22 protein-coding genes are annotated in these 20,508 nt (G+C 46.3%); 7 read left to right on the top strand and 15 right to left on the bottom strand.

Translation table 11 applies throughout. From position 1 onward, the window contains the following. Window positions 1–12: 12 nt before the first annotated feature. Both trpX and BM049_RS10755 read right to left on the bottom strand, forming a co-directional pair. On the bottom strand, window positions 13–1,071 hold the full coding sequence (trpX, locus tag BM049_RS10760) for a tryptophan ABC transporter substrate-binding protein (protein WP_091531573.1): 1,059 nt from the start codon (window positions 1,069–1,071) through the stop codon (window positions 13–15). Window positions 1,072–1,592: 521 nt separating this feature from the next. After that, complete coding sequence (locus BM049_RS10755) at window positions 1,593–1,970, bottom strand: hypothetical protein (protein ID WP_091531571.1); 378 nt, start codon at window positions 1,968–1,970, stop codon at window positions 1,593–1,595. Window positions 1,971–2,115: 145 nt separating this feature from the next. Between BM049_RS10755 and BM049_RS10750 the strand changes: the two genes are divergently transcribed. Both BM049_RS10750 and BM049_RS10745 read left to right on the top strand, forming a co-directional pair. After that, a complete protein-coding gene (locus tag BM049_RS10750) occupies window positions 2,116–3,249 on the top strand; it encodes an NAD(P)/FAD-dependent oxidoreductase (RefSeq protein ID WP_091531569.1) in 1,134 nt (377 codons plus the stop codon). Between the two features lie 71 nt (window positions 3,250–3,320). Further along, entirely contained in the window at window positions 3,321–3,521 is a 201-nt protein-coding gene (locus BM049_RS10745) for a hypothetical protein (protein ID WP_091531566.1), read from the top strand. Between the two features lie 59 nt (window positions 3,522–3,580). Here the strand turns inward: BM049_RS10745 and BM049_RS10740 are convergent, their stop codons facing one another. Then, complete coding sequence (locus BM049_RS10740) at window positions 3,581–4,288, bottom strand: phosphatase PAP2 family protein (protein WP_091531564.1); 708 nt, start codon at window positions 4,286–4,288, stop codon at window positions 3,581–3,583. Window positions 4,289–4,488: 200 nt separating this feature from the next. On the opposite strand from BM049_RS10740, the gene guaC reads away from it, so the two are divergent. Continuing rightward, window positions 4,489–5,520, top strand: coding sequence for a GMP reductase (gene guaC, locus BM049_RS10735; protein ID WP_091531561.1), 1,032 nt, complete (start codon window positions 4,489–4,491; stop codon window positions 5,518–5,520). A 53-nt stretch (window positions 5,521–5,573) separates the two neighbouring features. Here guaC and BM049_RS11910 read toward each other — a convergent pair whose 3' ends face one another. From BM049_RS11910 to BM049_RS10725, 3 genes are all read right to left on the bottom strand, one after another. Next, window positions 5,574–5,741, bottom strand: coding sequence for a hypothetical protein (locus BM049_RS11910; RefSeq protein ID WP_177188699.1), 168 nt, complete (start codon window positions 5,739–5,741; stop codon window positions 5,574–5,576). 12 nt (window positions 5,742–5,753) lie between these two features. Next, window positions 5,754–6,308: a guanylate kinase gene (locus tag BM049_RS10730; RefSeq protein WP_091531557.1), complete on the bottom strand. Its 555-nt coding sequence runs from the start codon at window positions 6,306–6,308 to the stop codon at window positions 5,754–5,756. A gap of 73 nt (window positions 6,309–6,381) precedes the next feature. After that, window positions 6,382–7,044, bottom strand: a complete 663-nt coding sequence (locus BM049_RS10725; RefSeq protein WP_091531555.1) for an undecaprenyl diphosphate synthase family protein — start codon at window positions 7,042–7,044, stop codon at window positions 6,382–6,384. Window positions 7,045–7,371: 327 nt separating this feature from the next. On the opposite strand from BM049_RS10725, the gene adhP reads away from it, so the two are divergent. Beyond that, window positions 7,372–8,388 carry an alcohol dehydrogenase AdhP gene (adhP, locus tag BM049_RS10720; RefSeq protein WP_091531551.1) on the top strand — a complete coding sequence of 339 codons (1,017 nt, stop codon included), beginning with the start codon at window positions 7,372–7,374 and terminating at the stop codon, window positions 8,386–8,388. Window positions 8,389–8,509: 121 nt separating this feature from the next. On the opposite strand, the gene BM049_RS11755 is transcribed toward adhP, so the two are convergent. From BM049_RS11755 to BM049_RS10705, 3 genes are all read right to left on the bottom strand, one after another. Beyond that, window positions 8,510–8,974: a hypothetical protein gene (locus BM049_RS11755; RefSeq protein ID WP_143079487.1), complete on the bottom strand. Its 465-nt coding sequence runs from the start codon at window positions 8,972–8,974 to the stop codon at window positions 8,510–8,512. A 146-nt stretch (window positions 8,975–9,120) separates the two neighbouring features. Next, entirely contained in the window at window positions 9,121–10,470 is a 1,350-nt protein-coding gene (locus tag BM049_RS10710) for a D-serine ammonia-lyase (RefSeq protein ID WP_091531545.1), read from the bottom strand. Between the two features lie 139 nt (window positions 10,471–10,609). Beyond that, entirely contained in the window at window positions 10,610–11,047 is a 438-nt protein-coding gene (locus BM049_RS10705; protein WP_091531541.1) for a DUF1801 domain-containing protein, read from the bottom strand. Between the two features lie 165 nt (window positions 11,048–11,212). Between BM049_RS10705 and BM049_RS10700 the strand changes: the two genes are divergently transcribed. Both BM049_RS10700 and BM049_RS10695 read left to right on the top strand, forming a co-directional pair. Further along, window positions 11,213–11,971 carry a threonine/serine exporter family protein gene (locus tag BM049_RS10700; RefSeq protein ID WP_091531538.1) on the top strand — a complete coding sequence of 253 codons (759 nt, stop codon included), beginning with the start codon at window positions 11,213–11,215 and terminating at the stop codon, window positions 11,969–11,971. Between the two features lie 21 nt (window positions 11,972–11,992). After that, on the top strand, window positions 11,993–12,463 hold the full coding sequence (locus tag BM049_RS10695; RefSeq protein ID WP_091531533.1) for a threonine/serine exporter family protein: 471 nt from the start codon (window positions 11,993–11,995) through the stop codon (window positions 12,461–12,463). Between the two features lie 77 nt (window positions 12,464–12,540). Here the strand turns inward: BM049_RS10695 and BM049_RS10690 are convergent, their stop codons facing one another. Then, entirely contained in the window at window positions 12,541–14,271 is a 1,731-nt protein-coding gene (locus BM049_RS10690; protein WP_091531530.1) for a M23 family metallopeptidase, read from the bottom strand. A gap of 250 nt (window positions 14,272–14,521) precedes the next feature. Here BM049_RS10690 and BM049_RS10685 point away from each other — a divergent pair, with 250 nt between their 5' ends. After that, window positions 14,522–14,722 (top strand): hypothetical protein, encoded by a 201-nt coding sequence (locus BM049_RS10685; RefSeq protein ID WP_091531526.1) that lies wholly within the window; start codon window positions 14,522–14,524, stop codon window positions 14,720–14,722. A 105-nt stretch (window positions 14,723–14,827) separates the two neighbouring features. Here BM049_RS10685 and BM049_RS10680 read toward each other — a convergent pair whose 3' ends face one another. From BM049_RS10680 to BM049_RS10660, 5 genes are all read right to left on the bottom strand, one after another. Beyond that, window positions 14,828–15,817 (bottom strand): potassium channel family protein, encoded by a 990-nt coding sequence (locus BM049_RS10680; protein WP_091531521.1) that lies wholly within the window; start codon window positions 15,815–15,817, stop codon window positions 14,828–14,830. Between the two features lie 327 nt (window positions 15,818–16,144). Then, entirely contained in the window at window positions 16,145–16,660 is a 516-nt protein-coding gene (locus BM049_RS10675; RefSeq protein ID WP_091531519.1) for a YehS family protein, read from the bottom strand. A 116-nt stretch (window positions 16,661–16,776) separates the two neighbouring features. After that, a complete protein-coding gene (locus tag BM049_RS10670; RefSeq protein ID WP_091531517.1) occupies window positions 16,777–17,772 on the bottom strand; it encodes an aldo/keto reductase in 996 nt (331 codons plus the stop codon). Between the two features lie 387 nt (window positions 17,773–18,159). Then, entirely contained in the window at window positions 18,160–19,599 is a 1,440-nt protein-coding gene (locus tag BM049_RS10665; RefSeq protein WP_091531515.1) for a glycoside hydrolase family 1 protein, read from the bottom strand. Between the two features lie 62 nt (window positions 19,600–19,661). Next, the coding region (locus BM049_RS10660) for a glucose PTS transporter subunit IIA (protein WP_177188698.1) at window positions 19,662–20,508 on the bottom strand (847 nt) is incomplete at its 5' end.

Raw genomic sequence — 20,508 nt, 5'->3', positions numbered from 1 at the left:
TGATTTCCTTTCTTATTCGTCTGATTCGATGACAGTTGCCTCATCCAGTACGGACTGAGGGATCTCTATGCCGAGGAGTTCAGCTTGTTCCAAGTTGACTAGCTTGTCGCCTTCGTTTAAAACATAAACGGGGAACGTGCTCGGATCAGTACCGTCTAAGACTTCTGCAGCCATTCGGCCACTTTCAAAGCCTGTATCGGTCTGATTGATGCCCACTGTTGCCAGACCACCTTGGGCGATCATGGAATCCACTGTCGGGATAAGCGGGACGTCATAGCGGTTTGCTTCACTCACAACAGTATCAAAAGCACTGGCGATCGTGTTGTCCGTCGGTAAGTATATGGCATCCACTTCCTGAGCCATCGCTGCGACGGTCTGCTGGATCTCGTTCGTACTGGACACCGTATACTCAACCGGATTCAGTCCCATTTCCTCTATCGCTGTGATCGCACGTTCGGCTTCGGCACGTGCATTGTCTTCTCCTGAGCTGTAAAGGACGCCGATATCTGTTGCTTCCGGCAGGATTTCCAGCATCATATCGAGCTGTGCCTGAACCGGGGCTTCGTCTTTGACACCTGTAATGTTTTTGCCTGGTGTTGCCTGTGAATCGACAAGGCCGGCACCGACCGGATCACTCACCGCTCCCATAATGATCGGAATCTCGTCTGTCGCATTAGCAAAGGCCTGACTCGCCGGTGTTCCGATACCGATCAAAATATCGGCACCATCTTCAACCAGTGACTGGGCCATCGTGTTCATCAAATTCTGGTCACCCTGGCCATTCTGGAAGATGACTTCAGCATTGTCACCGTCGACATAGCCGTTTTCTGCCAGCCCGTCGATAGCCCCTTGAGTGATGGCATCCAGTGCCGGGTGGCTCGTGGTCTGCAGGATGCCGACGACAAACGTCTCGTCTTCATCAGTTACCTCAGGTGCTTCTGTGCCTTCCGCATTCGCCGGCACCTCTTCCTGCGTTTCGCCTTCGCTTTGGTCAGCTAAAGAAAAAGCAAACACCCCGACCAGCAACACCACAAGTGCACCTAACATAACTACTAATTTTTTGTTTTTCATTTTTTTACAGTCCCCTCTGAATTTGTTTGGATTTTGTCATCGTTTATTTAACCATTCCCAGTCAGATGTCATCTGCATCAATCCCTTCTTATGTAAAACAGTGATGTGTTGCGCCGCTCCATTTACCGCTCAAATAGAAAATCGGGTAAACAAAAAGGCGACCTCCACGAATATAAAAACGCTAGTCGTGGAAATCGCCTATAAAACAGCAAAAAACCACACAGATGGTGTTGTCATCTATGTGGCGTACATTCAAATAAAGCATCAGAAACAAGCCGGCATAGATACAAAATTTAGATTGATCTAAACGTTGTATCCATGAAAGAAAAAAATCCTATCATCTATACAACGATCTGCGCCAGCTTTGCCAAGCATTATTCAATTTGTATGAAACGACAGATTGTGTATACATGCGAACCTCTCCTTCGTTGTTTTCTAATGTGATTCTCATACTACACGGTCCTTTAACATTCGTCAAGGATTATTTCCCAAACGCTCCAAAAAAAGTATACCGCTCTCTTTTACAGGTTTTGGAATTCCTCCGACTCTTTCACAATTTTCTTGATGCGCCAGTCGACCAGCTTCTGTGTCAGAAAGTTGATCAGCAAGGTTCCCAGCGCTATGACCAGTACATGATCGCCGGTCACATCTTGAGAGAAATACAAGGTAACCAGTGCTGCAATCAGTAAGATATTTACACTGCTGTTCAGTATGACCAGTTTTTTGATCCGCTCGTCCTCTGGCTTTTGCTCCTTAAGCAAAGTGGCGACACTGAATCCACGGTACATCGTCACAAACGTCGATGCATAATCCTGCTTAGTCGCTTTAATGATCCCAAAAACCTGCAGGACAATGATGCCCAGAGAAAACAGGACGACAAAGGCGTTTAAAAAATTCATCGTTCACTCTCCTTCAGAAGGTGGCTCCCTTCAGTTGCTACTCTTACTTTAGGTAAAAGATTTCATCCTGTCAATCATTCATTTAATCATTCCCATCCGATCCGTGTTAAAATAGTAGATAACTGAACAAAAGAGGTGCAGAAATATGAAGAAAAAGAAAGTAGCAGTTGTAGGTGCCGGTATTGTCGGGGCATCAGCTGCCTACCTGTTGAGTAAAGAAAGCAACATCGACCTGACGATCTACGATGAAGGCACAGGTCAGGGAACGTCTGCCGCAGCCGGCATCATCAGTCCCTGGCTCTCCAAGCGCCGCAACAAGGAATGGTACAATATGGTGAAAGCGGGCGCCGCTTTCTATCCTGGCTTTCTTGCAGAAGTCATGGGGAGCGAACCTGTACCATCAAGCGTATACAAGCGCGTCGGGACTCTGCTCTTTAAACAGAAAGATAAACAGCTCGAAGAACTTTTAGAAATCGGTTTGAAACGGCGGGAAGACGCGCCTGAAATCGGTGAGCTGGCTATCCTTCCCCCTCAAAAAATCAAAGAAATGATCCCTATTTATACTAAAAACAAGTCCGCCTTGTATGCGTCAGGCGGAGCACGCGTTGACGGAGAAAAACTGGTGGAGCTGCTTTTAAGTAAAGCTGTCAGAAACGGTGCCACCTTGAAACGCGAGCGCATCACAGTCGAACGCGATGGAGAAACTTATGCCATCGTTTCAGAAGACAAGACAGACACAATGGATGCAGTCATCCTGGCCGTCGCAGCCTGGCTCCCTGAACTCTTAGAACCTCTGGGATATGATGTGGACATCCGGCCGCAAAAAGGACAGCTGGTGGAAGTAAACTTTGACGGATATGCAACGGAAGACTGGCCGGTGGTCATGCCTGAAGGCGAGAAAGACATCACACCGTTTGAAAACGGGACAGTCGTTATCGGTGCCACGCATGAAAATGAGAAAGGCTTTGATCTAAAAATCGAAAAATCCGCCTTGACCTCAATGATCAAAGAAGCATCCGAAACCTTTTCTCATTATTTCAGCACCTCGTCCATCACTTCCTACCGGTCGGGCACGCGGGCGTACACGTCTGACTTCTCACCCTTTATGGGAGAAGTCCCGGAGCTGCCGAACGTCTTTGCCGCAAGTGGTCTGGGCTCAACAGGATTGACAGCCGGTCCATTAGTCGGCAAATGCCTGGCCGAGCTCGTCTTGAATAAAGAAACCCCTTTGCCGCTCGAGGATTATCCTATCGGTCAGTACGTTAAGAAACAGGATTAGGCAGTTGAAACGATTGTTCCGGTCAAGGATATACGGTATACTTTGAAAAAGAGCAGAAAGAGGAGAACAGTATGTTAAATTCAACTAAAGTGGGCAAAATCATTGGGTGGGCTGCCATGGCCCTGTCACTTATCGGCTTCTTTATCTGGGGGATCCCTTTAGGTATCATAGCGATCGTTTTAGGCCTCCTCGGGCTGGCGACTCCTGAAAAAGGACTGAACTGGACGGCCATCGCATTCGGCGCCATCGCCATGATCATCGGCATCATTTAAAAACAGCATGAAAAGGCCCCTTCAGAAGAGACCGTTACGTCTCATCTGAAGGGGTTGTTTTATTCCTGGCCTGTTGTGTCGACCGGGTTCCTTATTTCCTTCTTCGTCAGGTAAAGGCTGTATATGCCCAGACTGACGGAAAGGACGGCAAGCCCCAGTGAGAAGCCACCAATGACATCAGATGGGTAATGCACACCCACATAGACCCGGCTGATCCCGATCAATGCAATCAGCGGGATAAGGACAATGATTGAAGGCAAAATCACTTTCCATTTTGAATACGTGCGGATAATCAGAAAGAGCAGGGCCCCATAGGCGATCATCGATCCCATCGCATGCCCGCTTGGGAAAGAATAGCCGCCCTGTTCGATCAGCGGTTCAAAATCAGTCGGTCGTTCACGCTGGAAAATATATTTAACGACCTGATTCATCACGCCGGCACCCACACTGACCGTGATGAAATACCACCAGGCGATCTGCTTGTTTTTCTTGTAAAAGCCAGCATACCCGGAAACAGCCAGGGTCAGGAGGGCAATGAACCAGCCGTCGCCCAATCGTGTGATGAAAGTAAAGAGAGTGTTCAACATCGGCTCTCTTTCATCATAGAATTCAGCGCCGATCATCGCATCGAGCGTCCCGATAAATCCCCAGTCATAGAAACTGATCCAGGCCAGTAAAATAAAGGGGATCGTCAGGAACAGTCCTAAAATGAAGAGACGTCTCGGTCTGCCAAAGTGTTTGATTAAAAAACCTTTTATATCATCCATAATTTAATCTCCTCAGATATGTCGTTACTATAATCTTCCCTATTTTTTATAAAAATATCAAATCATATGCATTGATTTCACATTTCTCCCTTTGACTTACAGAAACGAATTCTGTAAAGTAAGACAGGGAAACTCTAACATCAGAGAACCATTTTCTCCCAAAATATGTCATTCAAGACAGTAAAATAGAGGAGTATGAAATGAAAGTATTTGATTACGAAGATATACAACTGATCCCAGCCAAATCCATCGTCAGAAGTCGTTCTGAATGTGACACCCGGGTAACACTTGGCAAGCACTCGTTTGCGCTTCCTGTCGTGCCGGCAAATATGCAGACGGTCATCGATGATGCGCTCGCCATCTGGTTAGCTGAAAACAGTTATTTTTACATCATGCACCGCTTTGAAGAAGATGACAGAAAAGATTTTATTAAAAAAATGAAAGAAAAGCAGCTGATCACCTCTATCAGTCTAGGGGTGAAGGACTATGAATACGATTTTGTGAAAGAGCTGAACGAGGAAAACCTTGTTCCTGATTATATAACGATCGACGTGGCCCACGGTCATTCAGACCAGGTCATCGATATGATCAAACATGTGAAAAAACATCTGCCGGAGACCTTCCTGATCGCCGGAAACGTCGGTACACCGGAAGCCGTCCGTGAACTGGAAAATGCCGGCGCTGATGCCACAAAAGTAGGCATCGGACCCGGAAAAGTGTGTACAACGAAACTGAAAACCGGCTTTGGTACCGGCGGATGGCAGCTGGCGGCACTTTCGTCCTGTTCTAAAGCGGCGCGAAAACCACTGATCGCTGATGGTGGCATCCGCACACACGGCGACATTGCCAAATCCATCCGTTTCGGCGCGACTATGGTCATGATCGGATCCATGCTAGCCGGGCATGAACAGTCTCCGGGTAAAATGATCGAAGTCAACGGGACTGTCTACAAAGAATACTTCGGCAGTGCCTCTTCTCACCAAAAAGGCGAACGAAAAAATGTCGAAGGCAAGAAAATGCTGACAGAGTATAAAGGCGACATCTCAGACACCCTGATTGAAATGCAGCAGGATCTGCAGTCTTCCATTTCTTATGCCGGTGGGAACGATATTGAAGCATTGAGAAAAGTGGATTACGTCATCGTCAAAAATTCCATCATGAACGGCGATAATTATAACGCCAGCGGCATCGATGTCCCCGACAGCTTTGCTTCAAGCAATTTTAACAGTTAATTGATTGAGGATATAGAAAACACGATCTCTCGTCTAAACGGGAGATCGTGTTTTTATTTTTTAAACAGCTCGACGATGATGACGACGATGATATACAAGAATGCCAGAAACAGCGCAATGAAGATCGTCCAGAACGGCATATCGATAACGAGACTCAAGAGCAGATAAATGACCAGCGTAAAAAGCGGGACAGTAACGATCGTTTTCGGATCAATATCCATAGGCTCCCCTTCTCACTCTTTCGCTTGATTGATTTCCGCCACAGCCTCCAGTATTTTTTCCACACTGTCTGTGACCGTCTTGTTTTCAATGACGAGATCCGCTTCTTCGGGGGGCTCCAGCTCATCCGTAGACTGACTGAACCGTATACGCTCAGCTATTTTATTCTCCTTGTCCCCCCGCGCCTTCATCCTCTTTTCCATTTCTTCTTCGGAAACATAGACAAAGACAACGAAGGTTTCTTCGGGATATACAGCTTTCATCGCTTCGACGCCGTTTCGATCCAGAGACACATGGACGAGCGGGTGATGGATCAGCGCTTCCCGAACTTCCGCTTTCGTCAGACCGTAGAGCCTGTCATTATAAATCGTCTGTTCCACAAAATCATCCGGATCCAAATCTTCTGCATTTCTGAAATAGTAATCGATCCCATCTGTTTCACCTTTGCGTGGCTTGCGTGTTGTCGTCGTGACAAGTTTGGGATAGCCCTTTTTGGAAAGTTCTTCCCCTAAAGTCGTTTTCCCGCTGCCACTTGGACCTACTAGTACAATGATCCGTTTTCCGCTCATAACACCCCTGCTTTCTTTATCACTGAGTTGGCGTTCCTTTGTCTGATAGCCATCGTTCTGCTCACACTTTGTGTTAACCGCCTAAAGTGACATCCGTTTCCTGATACCAGGAAAGGGCTTCGTGCAGATGATCCTCTTTGTAGTCCGGCCATAAATCATCAAAGACATAGATATCCGAATAAATGGACTGAACAGGCAAGAACCCGCTCAACCGGCGACGGCCGCCCCATCTCAATACCATATCCATACGGGACACATCCCGGGAAGCCATTGTTTCTGTAATATCCGTTGACGGGTTATCCGCATTCTCTTTTAAAGCATAATTCAGGTCCCAGTTCCAGCCGTAATTGACCAGAAAGTTGACTTTCATTTTGCCTTCACCGAATTTTGTACGTTTATTGGCATAAGGCAGAAGTTCTTTTGGAAACACTTTGGAATCCGTATTGCCCAGGACCAGCAGATCGGCGTCTTTTTCCTTCAAGGCATTCACTGAATCAACACAGGCTTTCTGGAAGGCTTTAGTTTGCAGGGAGGGACGCTTGACATTGTCCATCGTGAAACCATAGTAAGTCATTTCTTCCACGCCGAGTTCCAGACAAGCTTCATACAGTTTCATGCCGGGCCCGATGCCGTGATCATATCCGTCCTGTTTCTTTAAGCCTTTCGTCACTGCCCAGCGTCTGTTGCCGTCCGGGATGACGCCAATATGTCTAGGTAAACGTTTGTATTTTTTCATACGTATACTAATCTCCTTCTAAAATAAACTCAAGATCGCGTAAGCTTTGCTAGTATTATCATACCGTTTTTTACCACCATTCATCAACTAAACTATTTAACATTTCAAACTAATTTTAGTTAAAAGAATGACTGATGCTGGTTTGAGGAGTCCTAGAGCAATAAAAGCAGGTGCACCCTTAACAATAGTTCATTGTTGATCAAATAAGAACGCTAAATATAATGTGTTTTTTTAAATTATATCGATTGTTTGTGATTGTTTTAACAATAAAACTTGTGTATACTTATACCTAGATATTAATTAATCAATAAAAGGAAGGATGATCACATGAAAGCTGCAGTTGTTACGAAAGATAAAAAAGTGGAAATAACGGAGAAACATCTGCGTCCGCTGCGTTCAGGCGAAGCAAAGGTCGATGTCGAATATTGTGGTGTCTGCCACACTGACTTGCATGTCAAAAATGCAGATTATGGTGATAAAACAGGCGTCACTTTAGGTCATGAAGGCATTGGTGTCGTCAGCGAGATCGCTGATGATGTAACAAGCCTTAAGGTGGGCGACCGGGTCAGTATTGCCTGGTTCTTTGAGGGGTGCGGACACTGTGAATACTGTGTGAGCGGTAGAGAAACGTTATGTCGTGAAGTCAAAAATGCCGGCTATACTGTCGACGGTGCCATGGCTGAGGAATGTATCGTAACCGCTGATTACGCCGTAAAAGTACCTGAAGGTCTCGATCCGGCTGCAGCAAGCAGTGTCACATGTGCTGGGGTCACTACCTATAAGGCAATCAAGGAAGCTAAAATCAAACCCGGAGACTGGATCGCTATTTACGGACTCGGCGGTCTAGGCAATCTGGCGCTGCAGTACGCTAAGAATGTCTTTAATGCTAAAGTGATCGCTATCGATATCAACGACAAACAGCTGGAATTCGCTAAAGAAGTGGGAGCGGACATACTCATTAATCCTACTAAGGATAATGCTGAACAACTTATGCAGGAGCAAGTGGGCGGCGCTCATGCGGCTGTCGTTACCGCTGTTGCCAAAGCTGCCTTTAATTCAGCCGTCGACTGTGTCCGTGCAGGAGGAACTGTCGTAGCCGTCGGACTGCCACCTGAAGCAATGGATTTGAGTATCCCTCGTCTAGTTCTTGACGGTATCGAGATCGTTGGATCGCTCGTCGGGACACGGGAAGACCTGCGTGAAGCATTCCAGTTTGCAGCAGAAGGGCTCGTCGTTCCTAAAGTACACAAGCGTCCGATCGAAGATATCAACGATATTTTTGATGAAATGCAGGCAGGCAAATTTAAAGGCCGTATGGTCATCGATATGGAAATGAAAAAATAAAACAATTTATCACCCAAGAGGACAGGCGTGTGTGCGCCTGTCTTTTTATTCTTTTACAATCAGTTCGTATCCTATACCTCAGCTGTGAGCCCGGCATTGTATACGGTGTTCATTCAACTTGCTATAGGGGTAACTCTGGCTGTGTGTTGTCTCTGCACTCCTCATTCGACGTACTCACGACAAAATAGGCTTGAGCAATGCCAATGTGGGCTTTATTAAGCGTGCTCACGACAGAATCGAATCGAGCAATGCTATTGCGGCCCTCATTCGACGTACTCACCGCGAAATTGGATCGATTAGTGCCATTGTGGCCTTCATTAAGCGTACTCCACGGAAAACCTGCTTCAGTGATGCCAATGTGGGCTTCATTCGACGTACTCACGACAAAATAGGCTTGAGCAATGCCAATGTGGGCTTTATTAAGCGTGCTCACGACAGAATAGGATTGAGCAATGCTATTGCGGCCCTCATTCGACGTACTCACCGCGAAATTGGATCGATTAGTGCCATTGCGGCCCTCATTCGACGTACTCACCGCAGAATCGGATCGAGCAATGCCATTGGGGCCTTCATTCGACGTGCTCACGACAGAATCTGCTTCAGTGATGCCAGTAAGCTAAAGAATCCTGTCTCAGCTGTTTCTTTCAACACAAATCAAACGATCCTGAATGCCAATTTTCTCGTAAAAAAAGAATAGTCATGGCAGCCATGGCTATTCTTTCCGTGTTTCTTTTATAAGGTATAAGATTTGGCTTCGAACAGGAACGCTTCGCGGTCTTTCGCAGGGACCATGGAGCCACCGGTCGCCCAGGCAATATGCGTCGCCTGATCCATTTTGTCGGTCAATCCTTTTTCACGAAGGTAAGCCTGACCCTCTTCGGACTGCATCAGACGATACGGACCAACGATCCCGGCAACGGCAGCCGGCTCAAGGAAAATCCCTTCTATCCCGTATAGTCTTGATAGTAAAGCTTTGAAGACATCATCCGCCACCGTATAGCCGCCACTGAAGAAGGTGCGCATCAGCTTAGCTACTAAACCGGACGTTCTTGGAACAGCCAGTCCATCTGCGACGGTGAGTCCACCTAAACCGAGATCAAAGACAGAAACTTCATCGAATTTCTGACTGAGTAAACCGACCATCATGCTCGGCATTTTTGTCGGTTCAGCGAAGAAACAGTGGACATGATCACCAAAGGCCTGCTTGAGTCCAAATGTGATACCGCCGGGTGAACCGCCGATACCGCAGGGAAGGTAGACAAACAGAGGATGGTCTTCATCGACCTGGATGCCTGCGATGTCCAGCTGAACTTTCATACGTAAGCCGCCCGCTGTATAACCCAAAAACAGTTCCACAGAATGTTCATCATCCACAAAATAGCTGTTAGGATCGGCTTCCGATTGCGCCCGTCCGTTTTCAACAGCTTGAGAGAAGTCGGTGTCATGTTCGATCACTTCTACCCCGATGTTTCTCAAATATTCCTTTTTCCAGCGCTTGGCTTCGACTGACATATGCACGGTCACTTCAAAACCTAACTTACGTCCCATCGTCCCGACACTAATACCCAGATTCCCTGTGGTCCCTACAGTAATATTATGTTTTGCGAAAAAGGTTCTGAATTCGTCACTCGCAAACACTGCATAGTCCTCATCTGTATTCTTGAGCAGGCCATGCTCAAGCGCTAATGTTTCCGCATGCTTAAGGACTTCATAGATCGCACCTCTGGCCTTGATGGTACCGGAAATCGGAAGCAGGTCATCGCGCTTCAACCAAAGGCGCCCATCCAGTTCTTGGTCCATCGCTTCATCAAGATATTCTTTCATTTTTGTGATCTCTGATAAAGGTGATTCGATAATGCCGGCTGTTTCTTCTGTTTCCGGATAAGCCACTCGGATAAAGGCGGCAAAACGCTGCAGCCGTGCTTCCGCATCAAGGATATCAGCCTTGGAGTATTCAGTCTGGGCTGTCGCCTCTTCGGTCGGCAGCGCCATCGTGTTCTTCCAGAAAACCTCTTCCCCTTTTTTTATATTCTTCAATAAGGGGGTCTGTTCAATCATGTTATCTATCGTTTTATCTGTCATCACTGTCTCCCTTTCTTTATTTAATAGACTTCTGTCTCCTGTTCAGCGTTATCATTATAGCACACTAAACCAGGCAGAAAAATAAACGAAAGGGCCTTCTAATCAGAAGATAATCTTCAAGGTCTTTACTCATAAAAATTCACTTTCTGGTGATATTTTTTTCGCCATAGGTCTCAGCTAAAAAGGCAATGGACTGATCGATCAGTTGCTTTAACACGTCTGTATCGATGTCATCCAGTTTGTTTACGTATACACAGACCTTGCCGGTTTTATGCTTGCCGAAATCCTTTAACAGGTCTTCACGCTTTTCGTCACCGGTCGCAAAGTACAGACTGAACCGTGCTTTCCGCGGTGAAAATCCGACCAGCATGGCATCTCCTTCGTGTCCCGAAGCATATTTATAATGGTACGCACCGTAACCAATGATGCTCTCTCCCCACATTTTCGGTTCCATCCCCGTCGTTTCAGTGAATATATCCAGCAGCTTAAAGGCATCTTCACGCTTTTTTGGACTTTCGACGGATTCAATAAAGGCTACCACGCTCTCATCTGTCGGCTGCGTTTTCAATTTATACATAATGATCCTCCTTTTGAAATACGTTGTCGATCCTGTTTCCATTTTACCATATCGTCTACTCCAACAGATAAGACGGCTCCTTGCCGACTGAAAATCTATTAGCAATTACCTAAAAAAATCGTTATACTAAGCGTATTGAACGTTTCTTGAAGGAGAGTGATCGACATGCAGCAGTACCCCGTATCGGATATCATGGATATCTGTGTTGAAGCAGGAAGAGTCATGCTTGAAAATGGCGCAGAAACCTACCGCGTGGAGGACACACTCTACCGTATAGCCAAAAGTTATCATCTTGAAAATATCAATGTTTTTGTTGTACCGACTGCTCTGATCATTACGGTTCAGGGGAACGACGGACTCGATCATACCGAATTGCTGCGCATGAATGACCGGAACACCAACCTTGAAAAAGTGTCCATGGTCAACGACCTCTCGAGACAACTGGCGATAAAAACTTTGCCCCCTAAAAAAGTCAGCGACAAACTGAAGAATATCAAAAACACGCCCACGAACTTTACCCGCCTGCAGAGAAACAGCGCCATGGCTATTGCCTGTGGCGGCTTTACTCTTTTGTTCGGCGGATCCTATATGGAAGTTCTCCCGGCTTTTATTGCGGGCGGATTAGGACACTACTTGTTCGAAGTCGTGAATAACTGGACGAATGTCAGCTTCTTCGCTGAGATGGTGGCGTCGTTTTTCATTGGTCTCCTTGCAGTATTCTTTGTCACACTCGGATTCGGGCAGGATCTTAATGTCATCATCATCGGGAGCGTGATGTCGCTCGTTCCCGGAATGGCCATCACAAACAGTTTCAGAGACCTCATGGCGGGGCATTTACTTGCCGGCGTTGCCGTTCTGGCCAAGGCACTGATCACGGCGGGTGCGATCGGCATCGGCATAGCGATCGTCCTTGCCTTCTTATAAAAAGAAAGGAGTCAGACTACCGTGACTTTAACATATCTCACCTATCTTTTAGCAGCTTTTGTAGCGGCATTCGGATTCGGTGTCATGTACAATGTGCCGACCCGGACACTTCTCGCTTCCAGTATTTCCGGAGCCGTGGGATGGCTCGTTTACTATATCATTGCCTTTCAATTTGAACTCGTTCTCTTCATCGGTGCCGGTGCCGCCTCATTCCTCATTGCTTTTTTAAGTCAGTGGTTCGCGCGGCGTTATAGAATGCCGGTCATCGTCTTTACAGTGCCAGCGATTATTCCTCTCGTGCCCGGCGGTTCGGCCTATAACATGATGCGGGCTTTTATCGAAGGGAATTCAGAAGCGGCCCTGATGTTCGGTACAGAAACCTTTTTAGTGTCAGGCGCCATTGCTTTAGGGCTATCTCTTAACAGTGGTCTATTCCAGGTCTTCTCCAGTCGTCGCACCTTCGGCAAAAGGGACAAGCGTTATCTGCCTTAAGATTTTCACATCGCTCATATTAAAAATTTCGCAAAAAAAAGAGGAAGCCGCAGCTTCCTCTTTTTTCATATTCAATTTTATCTAATGTAGTTCATAGGGTTGACTGTTGAACCATTTTTACGGATCTCAAAGTGTAAGTGGACACCTGTTGAACGACCTGTCGTTCCCATGATACCCAGTTGCTGTCCTTGAGAGACCGTCTGTCCTACAGAAACACTTAAGTTTGATTTCATGTGTGCATACAACGTGCTGTAGCCATTTCCGTGATCAACGATGACTCTGTAACCGTATGACCCGGAGTAAGAAGCGGCAGTCACTCTTCCGGCACGAGCCGCTCTGATCGATCCGCTTCCTGCAATATCGATCCCTCTATGGAAAGATCCGCGTTGACCCGTTACCGGGTGAGTACGGTAGCCATAAGGCGAACTGATGTAACCACTAGCTGGTCGTAACCATCCACTGTTTGAAGAAGTGGATGCTTTAGCTTCTGCTGCGGCTTTACGCTCCGCTTCTGCGGCAGCGCGTTCGGCGGCAGCTTTACGTTCCGCTTCTGCTTTGCGCTCAGCCTCTGCTGCACGCTCGGCTGCAGCTGCACGTTCGGCTGCGGCTTTACGTTCCGCTTCTGCCTGGGCTTCGGCTCTTGCTCTTTCTTCAGCTCGAGCCTTTTCTTCTGCACGTGCTTGAGCTGCGGCTTCTTCTGCCTGACGCTGTTCTTCGCGACGTCTTTCAGCGGCAGCTTTTTCTGCCTGCTCTTTTTGTGCGGCTTCTTCTCTACGTTGTTGAGCAGCCAATACAGCCGCTTCTTCTTCAGCCTTGCGTTGTTTTTCTGCTGCTGCTGCCTTAGCTGCAGCTTCTTCTTTCGCTTTTTCTTCAGCAAGTCGTTCCGCTCTCGCAATACGCTCTTCTTCTTCGCGTTTTTCTCTGGCAATACGTTCTTCTTCCAGACGCTTCTCTTTAGCGATACGCAAAGCTTCCTGGCGCTTCTCTTCAGCAATGCGTTCCTCTTCTAAACGTTTTTCTTCCGCGATACGCTCTTCTTCTGCTTTAATGTCCGCATTCAGGGCCATCGTCTCCTGAGCCAGCTCGAATTGTTCACTGACGAACTGATCTTTTTCAGCAGAATTCATCTGGTAGCGTTCAGCCACGTACATGATTTCATCGTCAAGTTCAGCTTTTTGAACAGTCAGTTCTTCACGGTTCGCTTTAACTTCAGCTAACAATGTTTCCGCTTGTTCTTTTTCCAGCTGGATTTTTGATTCAGCTTCCACAAGGGCTTCCTGATCGCGACGCTGATCTTCGACCACTGTCTGATTCGCTGATACCAATGTAGTAATGACACCCATTCGACTAATTAAATCTGAAATGTCTTCAGCCGAAATAATCATATGTATGATATTCGTCGGGTTCCATTTAGTCTGTGTCGCGCGTGCCTGAGTCATCAGTTTTTCATTACGCAATTCGATCGCTTCAGTTAAATCTGCGATTTCTTTATTCAATTTTTCGATTTCTTTGTTTTTCTCTTCCAGAAGACCTTCCTGCTTTTCAACATCTTCTGTGAGTTCCTGGATCGTTATCTGCAGGGACTGAATATTGGCTTCCAGCTCCTGTCTTTCCTGTTCCAGACTGTTCATTTCTGATTCAGTTTCTTCAATAACTGAACCTAATTCTTCTGAACGATTCTCGATTTTTTCTTTTTCTTTTTGCAATGCTTCCAAGGATTCCTCTGCTTGAACAACACTGTCTAACATCGGTGCAGCAGTCGTCAACAGCATTGAGGAAACAAGTCCCACGATCAATTTCTTCTTCAAGTGATTTCCTCCATTATGTCTTAGTCTTTTGCGATTCGATAAGTCCTATAAACGTCGTTTTTATATTTTTAACGTAGACCTATAGTAACACTCTTCTCAAAAATATAGAATCTATAGTCGATTACAGTTATATTACACTTCATTTCAGACAAATTTTAGACAAGATTAACATGATCAGTTTGTTTCAGTAAAACGTATCATATCTATATGGTATAGTTAACTTAACGATACATTATGGAGGGATCAGCTGATGTTCATTGACAATCTGCTGGAAAACAGGCTCTCATTTTTCATTCCTTTACTTCTGCTTTTTGTCTTCGGCCTGTTCATTATTTACAGCGGCTTCAGAATCAGAAAAACGAATCAGAACGCGGCTGCCTTTGTCATCGTGCTCGGTACTGTCGTTATTCTTGTCTCTCTGTATCTGCTGGTGACGGCACTTGTTTTCTGATCGAGCGCATGAAAAAAACGTGAACATCCTGTATAGAGGATGCGCACGTTTTTTGTTTAGACATAAGACATTATGTTTTTAAGACCAGTCTCCTGCCTTCTCTTCTTATGCAGGCCACTGCCAGCTGTCAGCTCTCACAGCACCTGACAGTTCTCTTCGACGTTCGCTGACTTCAGCCATATTTTTTTCGAATGCTTCTGCTGGTAAGACAGGTACCCCTTCTTGCCTCAACGCATCCAGCTCAGGAAGGGGTGGTACATGATCAGCGGGTTCAATGAATGCCTCATGGAGCGTCTCCAGATAATCCCCGACTGTCGACCGCATTTCATCAAAGATGCCCTGATTAAATCCGGCATTGTCCGTTGTTCCAAAATAGATGATGGACAATGATTCATCCAAAAGACTCACTGCTACTGGCGTCGCTTCCTTTTTTTCGGCACTGTGATAGTAATGCAGCAGCGGATAGGCCTTATGCTGCTGGGTCACTGAACTCAGCTGATTAGAAAAGGTCACCAGCAGTAGATTAAGCTGATCAAAGTCCTCTCCATTCCACATCTTCTTAACAATAGGAACGACTTGCGTACCTAACCCCGAGACGCTTGAGGCAAAAGCGCGTTTGTCTGCCACGGCACTGACAACAGAGATGATGTACGAGGCCGCAAGCGTCAGAAAGAGCATCCCACTGCCTGTTATCAGAGATGTAGCGAGCTGCCATATACTGCCATTAGGAGAAAAATCTCCATTCCCCATGGTAAACAAAGAATAGGCGACAAAATAAATCCGTTCAAACCAGGAAATCGGACCGGCCTCACGGGTGTCAATGAGAGAGTCAGCTTGACCTGCAAAAATCAGAGTCCACCCGCCCCATATCAAGAGGACCCAGGTGCAGAGAGTCAGCACCAGGATCAGCGGTCCGGCCAGACTCAGGACCCGTTCGTTTTTGATCCTGGATTTTTTCATTGTTTTCCATACAGCCTTTGTCAGTCTGCTGGACAGGGGGCCTGCGCCTCCATCCACCCACAAAGTGGTCCAGATCAAATCAGTCACTGTCCCGATAAGAATAAATATACCTAAAACTAAGTAGAAAATCCCCACAACATGTCCTCCTCTTGAACAAGCGTCATTCACTTTGTGTTGCTTCCCCTCCATCATAATACTTTAAATCCGTTCATGACAAACACTTCGCCTTTTACGCCGTTACGATGGGCACCTTACATAATATTTCATTAGAAAGAATCGCTTACGATCAAATCTTCTGTCGCATGCGAAAAGAGTCGCTGACATACAAAAGCCGACTCCGGTCTTAATCCGGAGTCGGCTTTTTCTTTAAACATCATTGATCATTCTATCGCTTTGCTGTCTTTTGGAAGAGACGCGCTCCTGTCCCGCGTCACTCCTTGCGAGTCGGCTGATCCATACCCGTCATTCTCTGTATCTCAAGGCCAATCCTTTAAGGAAATTCCTCGCATACCGGTCGCCACATTCCTGATAGTTGCGGTGGTCTTCTTTTCTTAAAACCGCACTCAGCTCACCTTTAGAAATAAAGACACCGGCATCTTCAAGGATATCCAGGACATCCTCATTCGTCAGCTTCAAAGCGACTTTCACTTTCTTCAGCAGGATATTGTTGACGTCTTTATCATGCTTCAAGGCATACGTCATTTTCACAGGTTCGCCTGTTTTGGACAGCTGACGACCTCGTTTATAAACGATCAGTCCATTCAGGAATGATTCAAACAGACGGTTGGTACATTCTTTTCGGTACACATTTTCCGTGAAGTCGTCCTCGTCGTCAGCTTGTTCATCCTGCTTGGAAAGCAGATACCTGACATCTCCCAGAGAAACATCCGCATCCCCCAACTTGAAGATCTCCACCATTTCTGAATCCTTTAAATCCAGCGCGTACCGCAGCCGCACTAATCGGTCATTGTTATTCATTCTTTCAGCACCTTCCTGATAGGCTCAAAGCATATGAGCACTTTTCTTCCTATAGTATACCGGGAATGTGGTTGAATAGAAAATAAAGTTATTACATGGCACATACCATCAGCACATTATTGCTGTGGATACGGCTTAGCTCCGATGACCTTATGGGGCACATACAGCTCTTCCAGATAATCGATTTCTTCTTTTGTTAAAGTTATGTCAAGCGCGGCGACTGCATCATCGATGTACTTCGCTTTTGTTGCCCCGATGATCGGAGAAACCACCTGCGGCTGATGGAGCAGCCAGGCTAAAGCGACTTGAGCACGGGGCACGCCTTTTTTCTCAGCTAACTCGCCGACGCGGTCCGCTATACTCTTGTCCTGTTCTTCGGTACTGCCGTATTTCATCTCTTGAATTTTATCTGTTTTAGAGCGCTCCGTTTCCACTGACCAGTCACGTGCCAGACGTCCTGATGCCAACGGACTGTATGGCGTCAACGCAATTTTCTGATCTTCACACAGCGGATTCATCTCACGTTCCTCTTCGCGGTACAATAGGTTATAGTGATTCTGCATGGAGACGAACTTCGTCCAGCCGTTCTTCTCAGCGACATGCTGGGCTTTCTGAAACTGCCAGGCGAACATCGCTGATGCACCAATGTAACGGACTTTTCCAGACTTGACCACATCATGAAGAGCTTCCATCGTTTCCTCGATCGGCGTATCGTAATCCCAGCGGTGGATGATATAGAGGTCCACATAATCCATGCCCAGGCGTTCAAGTGACTGGTCGATCTCATGCAGGATATTTTTCCGCGACAGCCCGCCGCCGTTCGGTTTGTCACGCATCGATCCGTGGACTTTGGTTGCCACAACGATTTCTTCACGGTCGGCAAAGTCGTTCAATGCCTTGCCTAAGATCCGTTCACTTTCGCCTCTGGAATAGACATTAGCTGTATCGAAAAAGTTGATGCCTAGATCCAGCGCATGCTTGATGATTTTGCGGCTGTCTTCTTCTTTCAGGACCCAGTCGTGGATCCAGTTCTCGGGGTCGCCAAAACTCATTGCACCCAGACAGATCGGTGTGACGTCCATTCCGGTGTTGCCGAATTTTACCGTTCTCATGTATCGCACTCTCCTTTGATTTAATATATTAACTTTACCACTTAAAGTCGAGTTTAAGTCAACTGAAACTCTGGCCTTTATTAAAGCAACTGGTTATTGCCCTGCCAAATGATTTGATCTTCAGAAGTTGAACCTTTTTTTGTCAAAACTTCTTAAAATCTTTCGTAAACTTAAGGAGTTTTACTTCATATTCTTCAGACTTCTGAAGATCGGCTTTAATCTTCAGAAGTGACAGACATTTTTGGTCTCACTTCTTACGTTTCGTCCTGCTGACACCGATCCTATAAAAATGGTCATACGCGCTGCAGAGCGCGTATGCTCTTTCTAAAAAAGCACTGACAAACCCGACCGTCAAGTCAGATCCATCAGCGCTGAGTTCATATCTGGTTACTTCAGATCTTCACCATTTGACTCGATGACCTTTTTGTACCAGTCAAAGGATTTTTTCTTCTTGCGTTCCATCGTTCCAGAGCCGTCGTCGTGCTTGTCGACGTAGATGAAACCGTAACGCTTGGAATATTCACCGGTCGAGGCACTGACCAGGTCGATACAGCCCCAGGACGTATAGCCGATCACATCGACACCGTCTTTAACTGCTTCTTTCATTTCTGCAATGTGCTCACGCAGGTAATCGATGCGGTAGTCATCCTGAATGGATCCGTCTTCTTCGACTTTGTCGTAAGCACCCAGACCGTTTTCGACGATCATCAGCGGTTTCTGATAACGTCCGTACAGTTCATTCAATGAGATGCGCAGACCGACCGGATCGATCTCCCAGCCCCAGTCACTGGCTTCAAGGAACGGATTCTTCACACCGCCGATCAGGTTGCCCTGACCCGTTTCTTCAGCTGACTTTTCTTTCTTGTCTGTGCGGGACATATAGTAGCTAAAGGAAATAAAATCAACGGTTCCGTTCTTGATCGTTTCCAAGTCGCCGTCTTCCATCTCTATCTGAATACTATTTTCTTCGAAGTAACGGTCGATAAAGTACGGATACGCACCGCGTACCTGAACATCTCCGCAGAAGAAGTTGAACAGATCCGCTTCTTTTCTTGCGTGCATCACATTCTCAGGATTTGAGTTGAAAGGATAGACCGGTGCATAAATCAGCATGCAACCGATTTGCGACTCGGGAATGATTTCATGTCCCTTTTGAACGGCACGGGCACTAGCCACAAACTGATGATGTAGTCCCTGGAAGCTTTCCTGCAGACGTGTTTCTTCACTTTCAGGTGAGAAACCCAGTCCAAATAATGGCATATGTGTTGCGCCATTGATCTCATTGAATGTCAGCCAGTATTTCACTTTATCCTGATAGCGCGTGAAGATCGCTTCAACGTAACGGTCGAAGAATTCCACTAACTTTCTGTTTTTCCAGCCGCCGTATTCTTTGATCAGATGCAGCGGTGTTTCATAGTGAGCAATCGTTACTAAAGGTTCGATATCGTATTTTGCCAATTCGTCAAAGACACGGTCATAAAAGGCCAGTCCTTCTTCATTCGGCTCCATTTCGTCCCCTTTTGGAAAGATACGGCTCCACGCAATACTCATGCGGAATACTTTGAATCCCATTTCTGCAAACAAAGCGATATCTTCTTTGTAGCGGTTGTAGAAATCAATACCTTCGTGATTTGGATATGAGTATTTCTCTGTATCCATTTCAAAATCAAAGCCGGAAGAAGCCAATAATTTCAGGCGTTCTTTTCCGCCAGGCAGGACATCGGCCAGGTTCAGCCCTCTGCCGCCTTCATCGAATCCACCTTCGAATTGATTGGCCGCTGTTGCGCCGCCCCATAAAAAGTCGTCTTTAAATACATATTCGCTCACAAATCATTTCCCCTTTTAAATTAAATTTTAAAGAGGCAGAGTTTGATCTGCCTCTTCTGTTTTTATATTACGACAGTCATCAGATGATCAGATGATTTGATTGCTTTTTCATCGGTTGTGATGACATCCAGGTACTCGTCTGAATTCGTCACGATAACCGGTGTCACTGTGCTGTAGCCGGCATCTCTAATGATATCCAGGTCGCATTCGATAAGCAGCTGACCGGGAGTTACTTTGTCGCCCACTTTAACATGGGGTGTGAAACCTTTACCGTCAAGTTGAACAGTATCCATACCGATATGGATCAGTACTTCGACACCTTCATCACTTTTCACACCAACGGCATGATGAGTTGGGAATAAGACAGTCACTTCACCCGATACTGGAGAGACAACTTTTCCGTTGATTGGTTCCACAGCCACACCTTTACCCATTGCTCCTGAAGAGAAGGCTTCATCTTGAACTTGGTTCAATGGAATAACGTGCCCTTCCATAACAGTCGCCAATACTTCTTTTTCGATATATGTTTCGCCGTTTGCCTGAATCACAGCACCTTCAGTGACTGGTTTTGATTCAACGCCTTGTGCTGTAGCGACTTCATTTTCTTCAAATAATGTACCGAAGCCAACGATATAAGTGACGACTGCACCAAAGATCAGACCAGCCACGCTTATAAGAATGATCCAAGGGACCAGTCCTAATCCTGACTCAGCAGGGTTCAGAAAGTTCGTGTAACCAAATATCCCTAATCCACCGATGACATATGTTCTCGTATTGATCAGTGCTAAAGCTGCACCGCCAAGCGAACCACCAATACAGCTGATGATGAATGGCTTTTTAAGAGGCAGTGAAATACCATAGATAGCCGGTTCAGTTACGCCGAAGAGTCCAGAAATAATTGCCGGGATA

Source organism: Alkalibacterium subtropicum, assembly GCF_900112455.1.
Taxonomy (GTDB): Bacteria; Bacillota; Bacilli; order Lactobacillales; family Carnobacteriaceae_A; genus Alkalibacterium; species Alkalibacterium subtropicum.
Note: the sequence above shows the minus strand (reverse complement) of the source record. Positions and strands in the feature narration are given on the sequence as shown.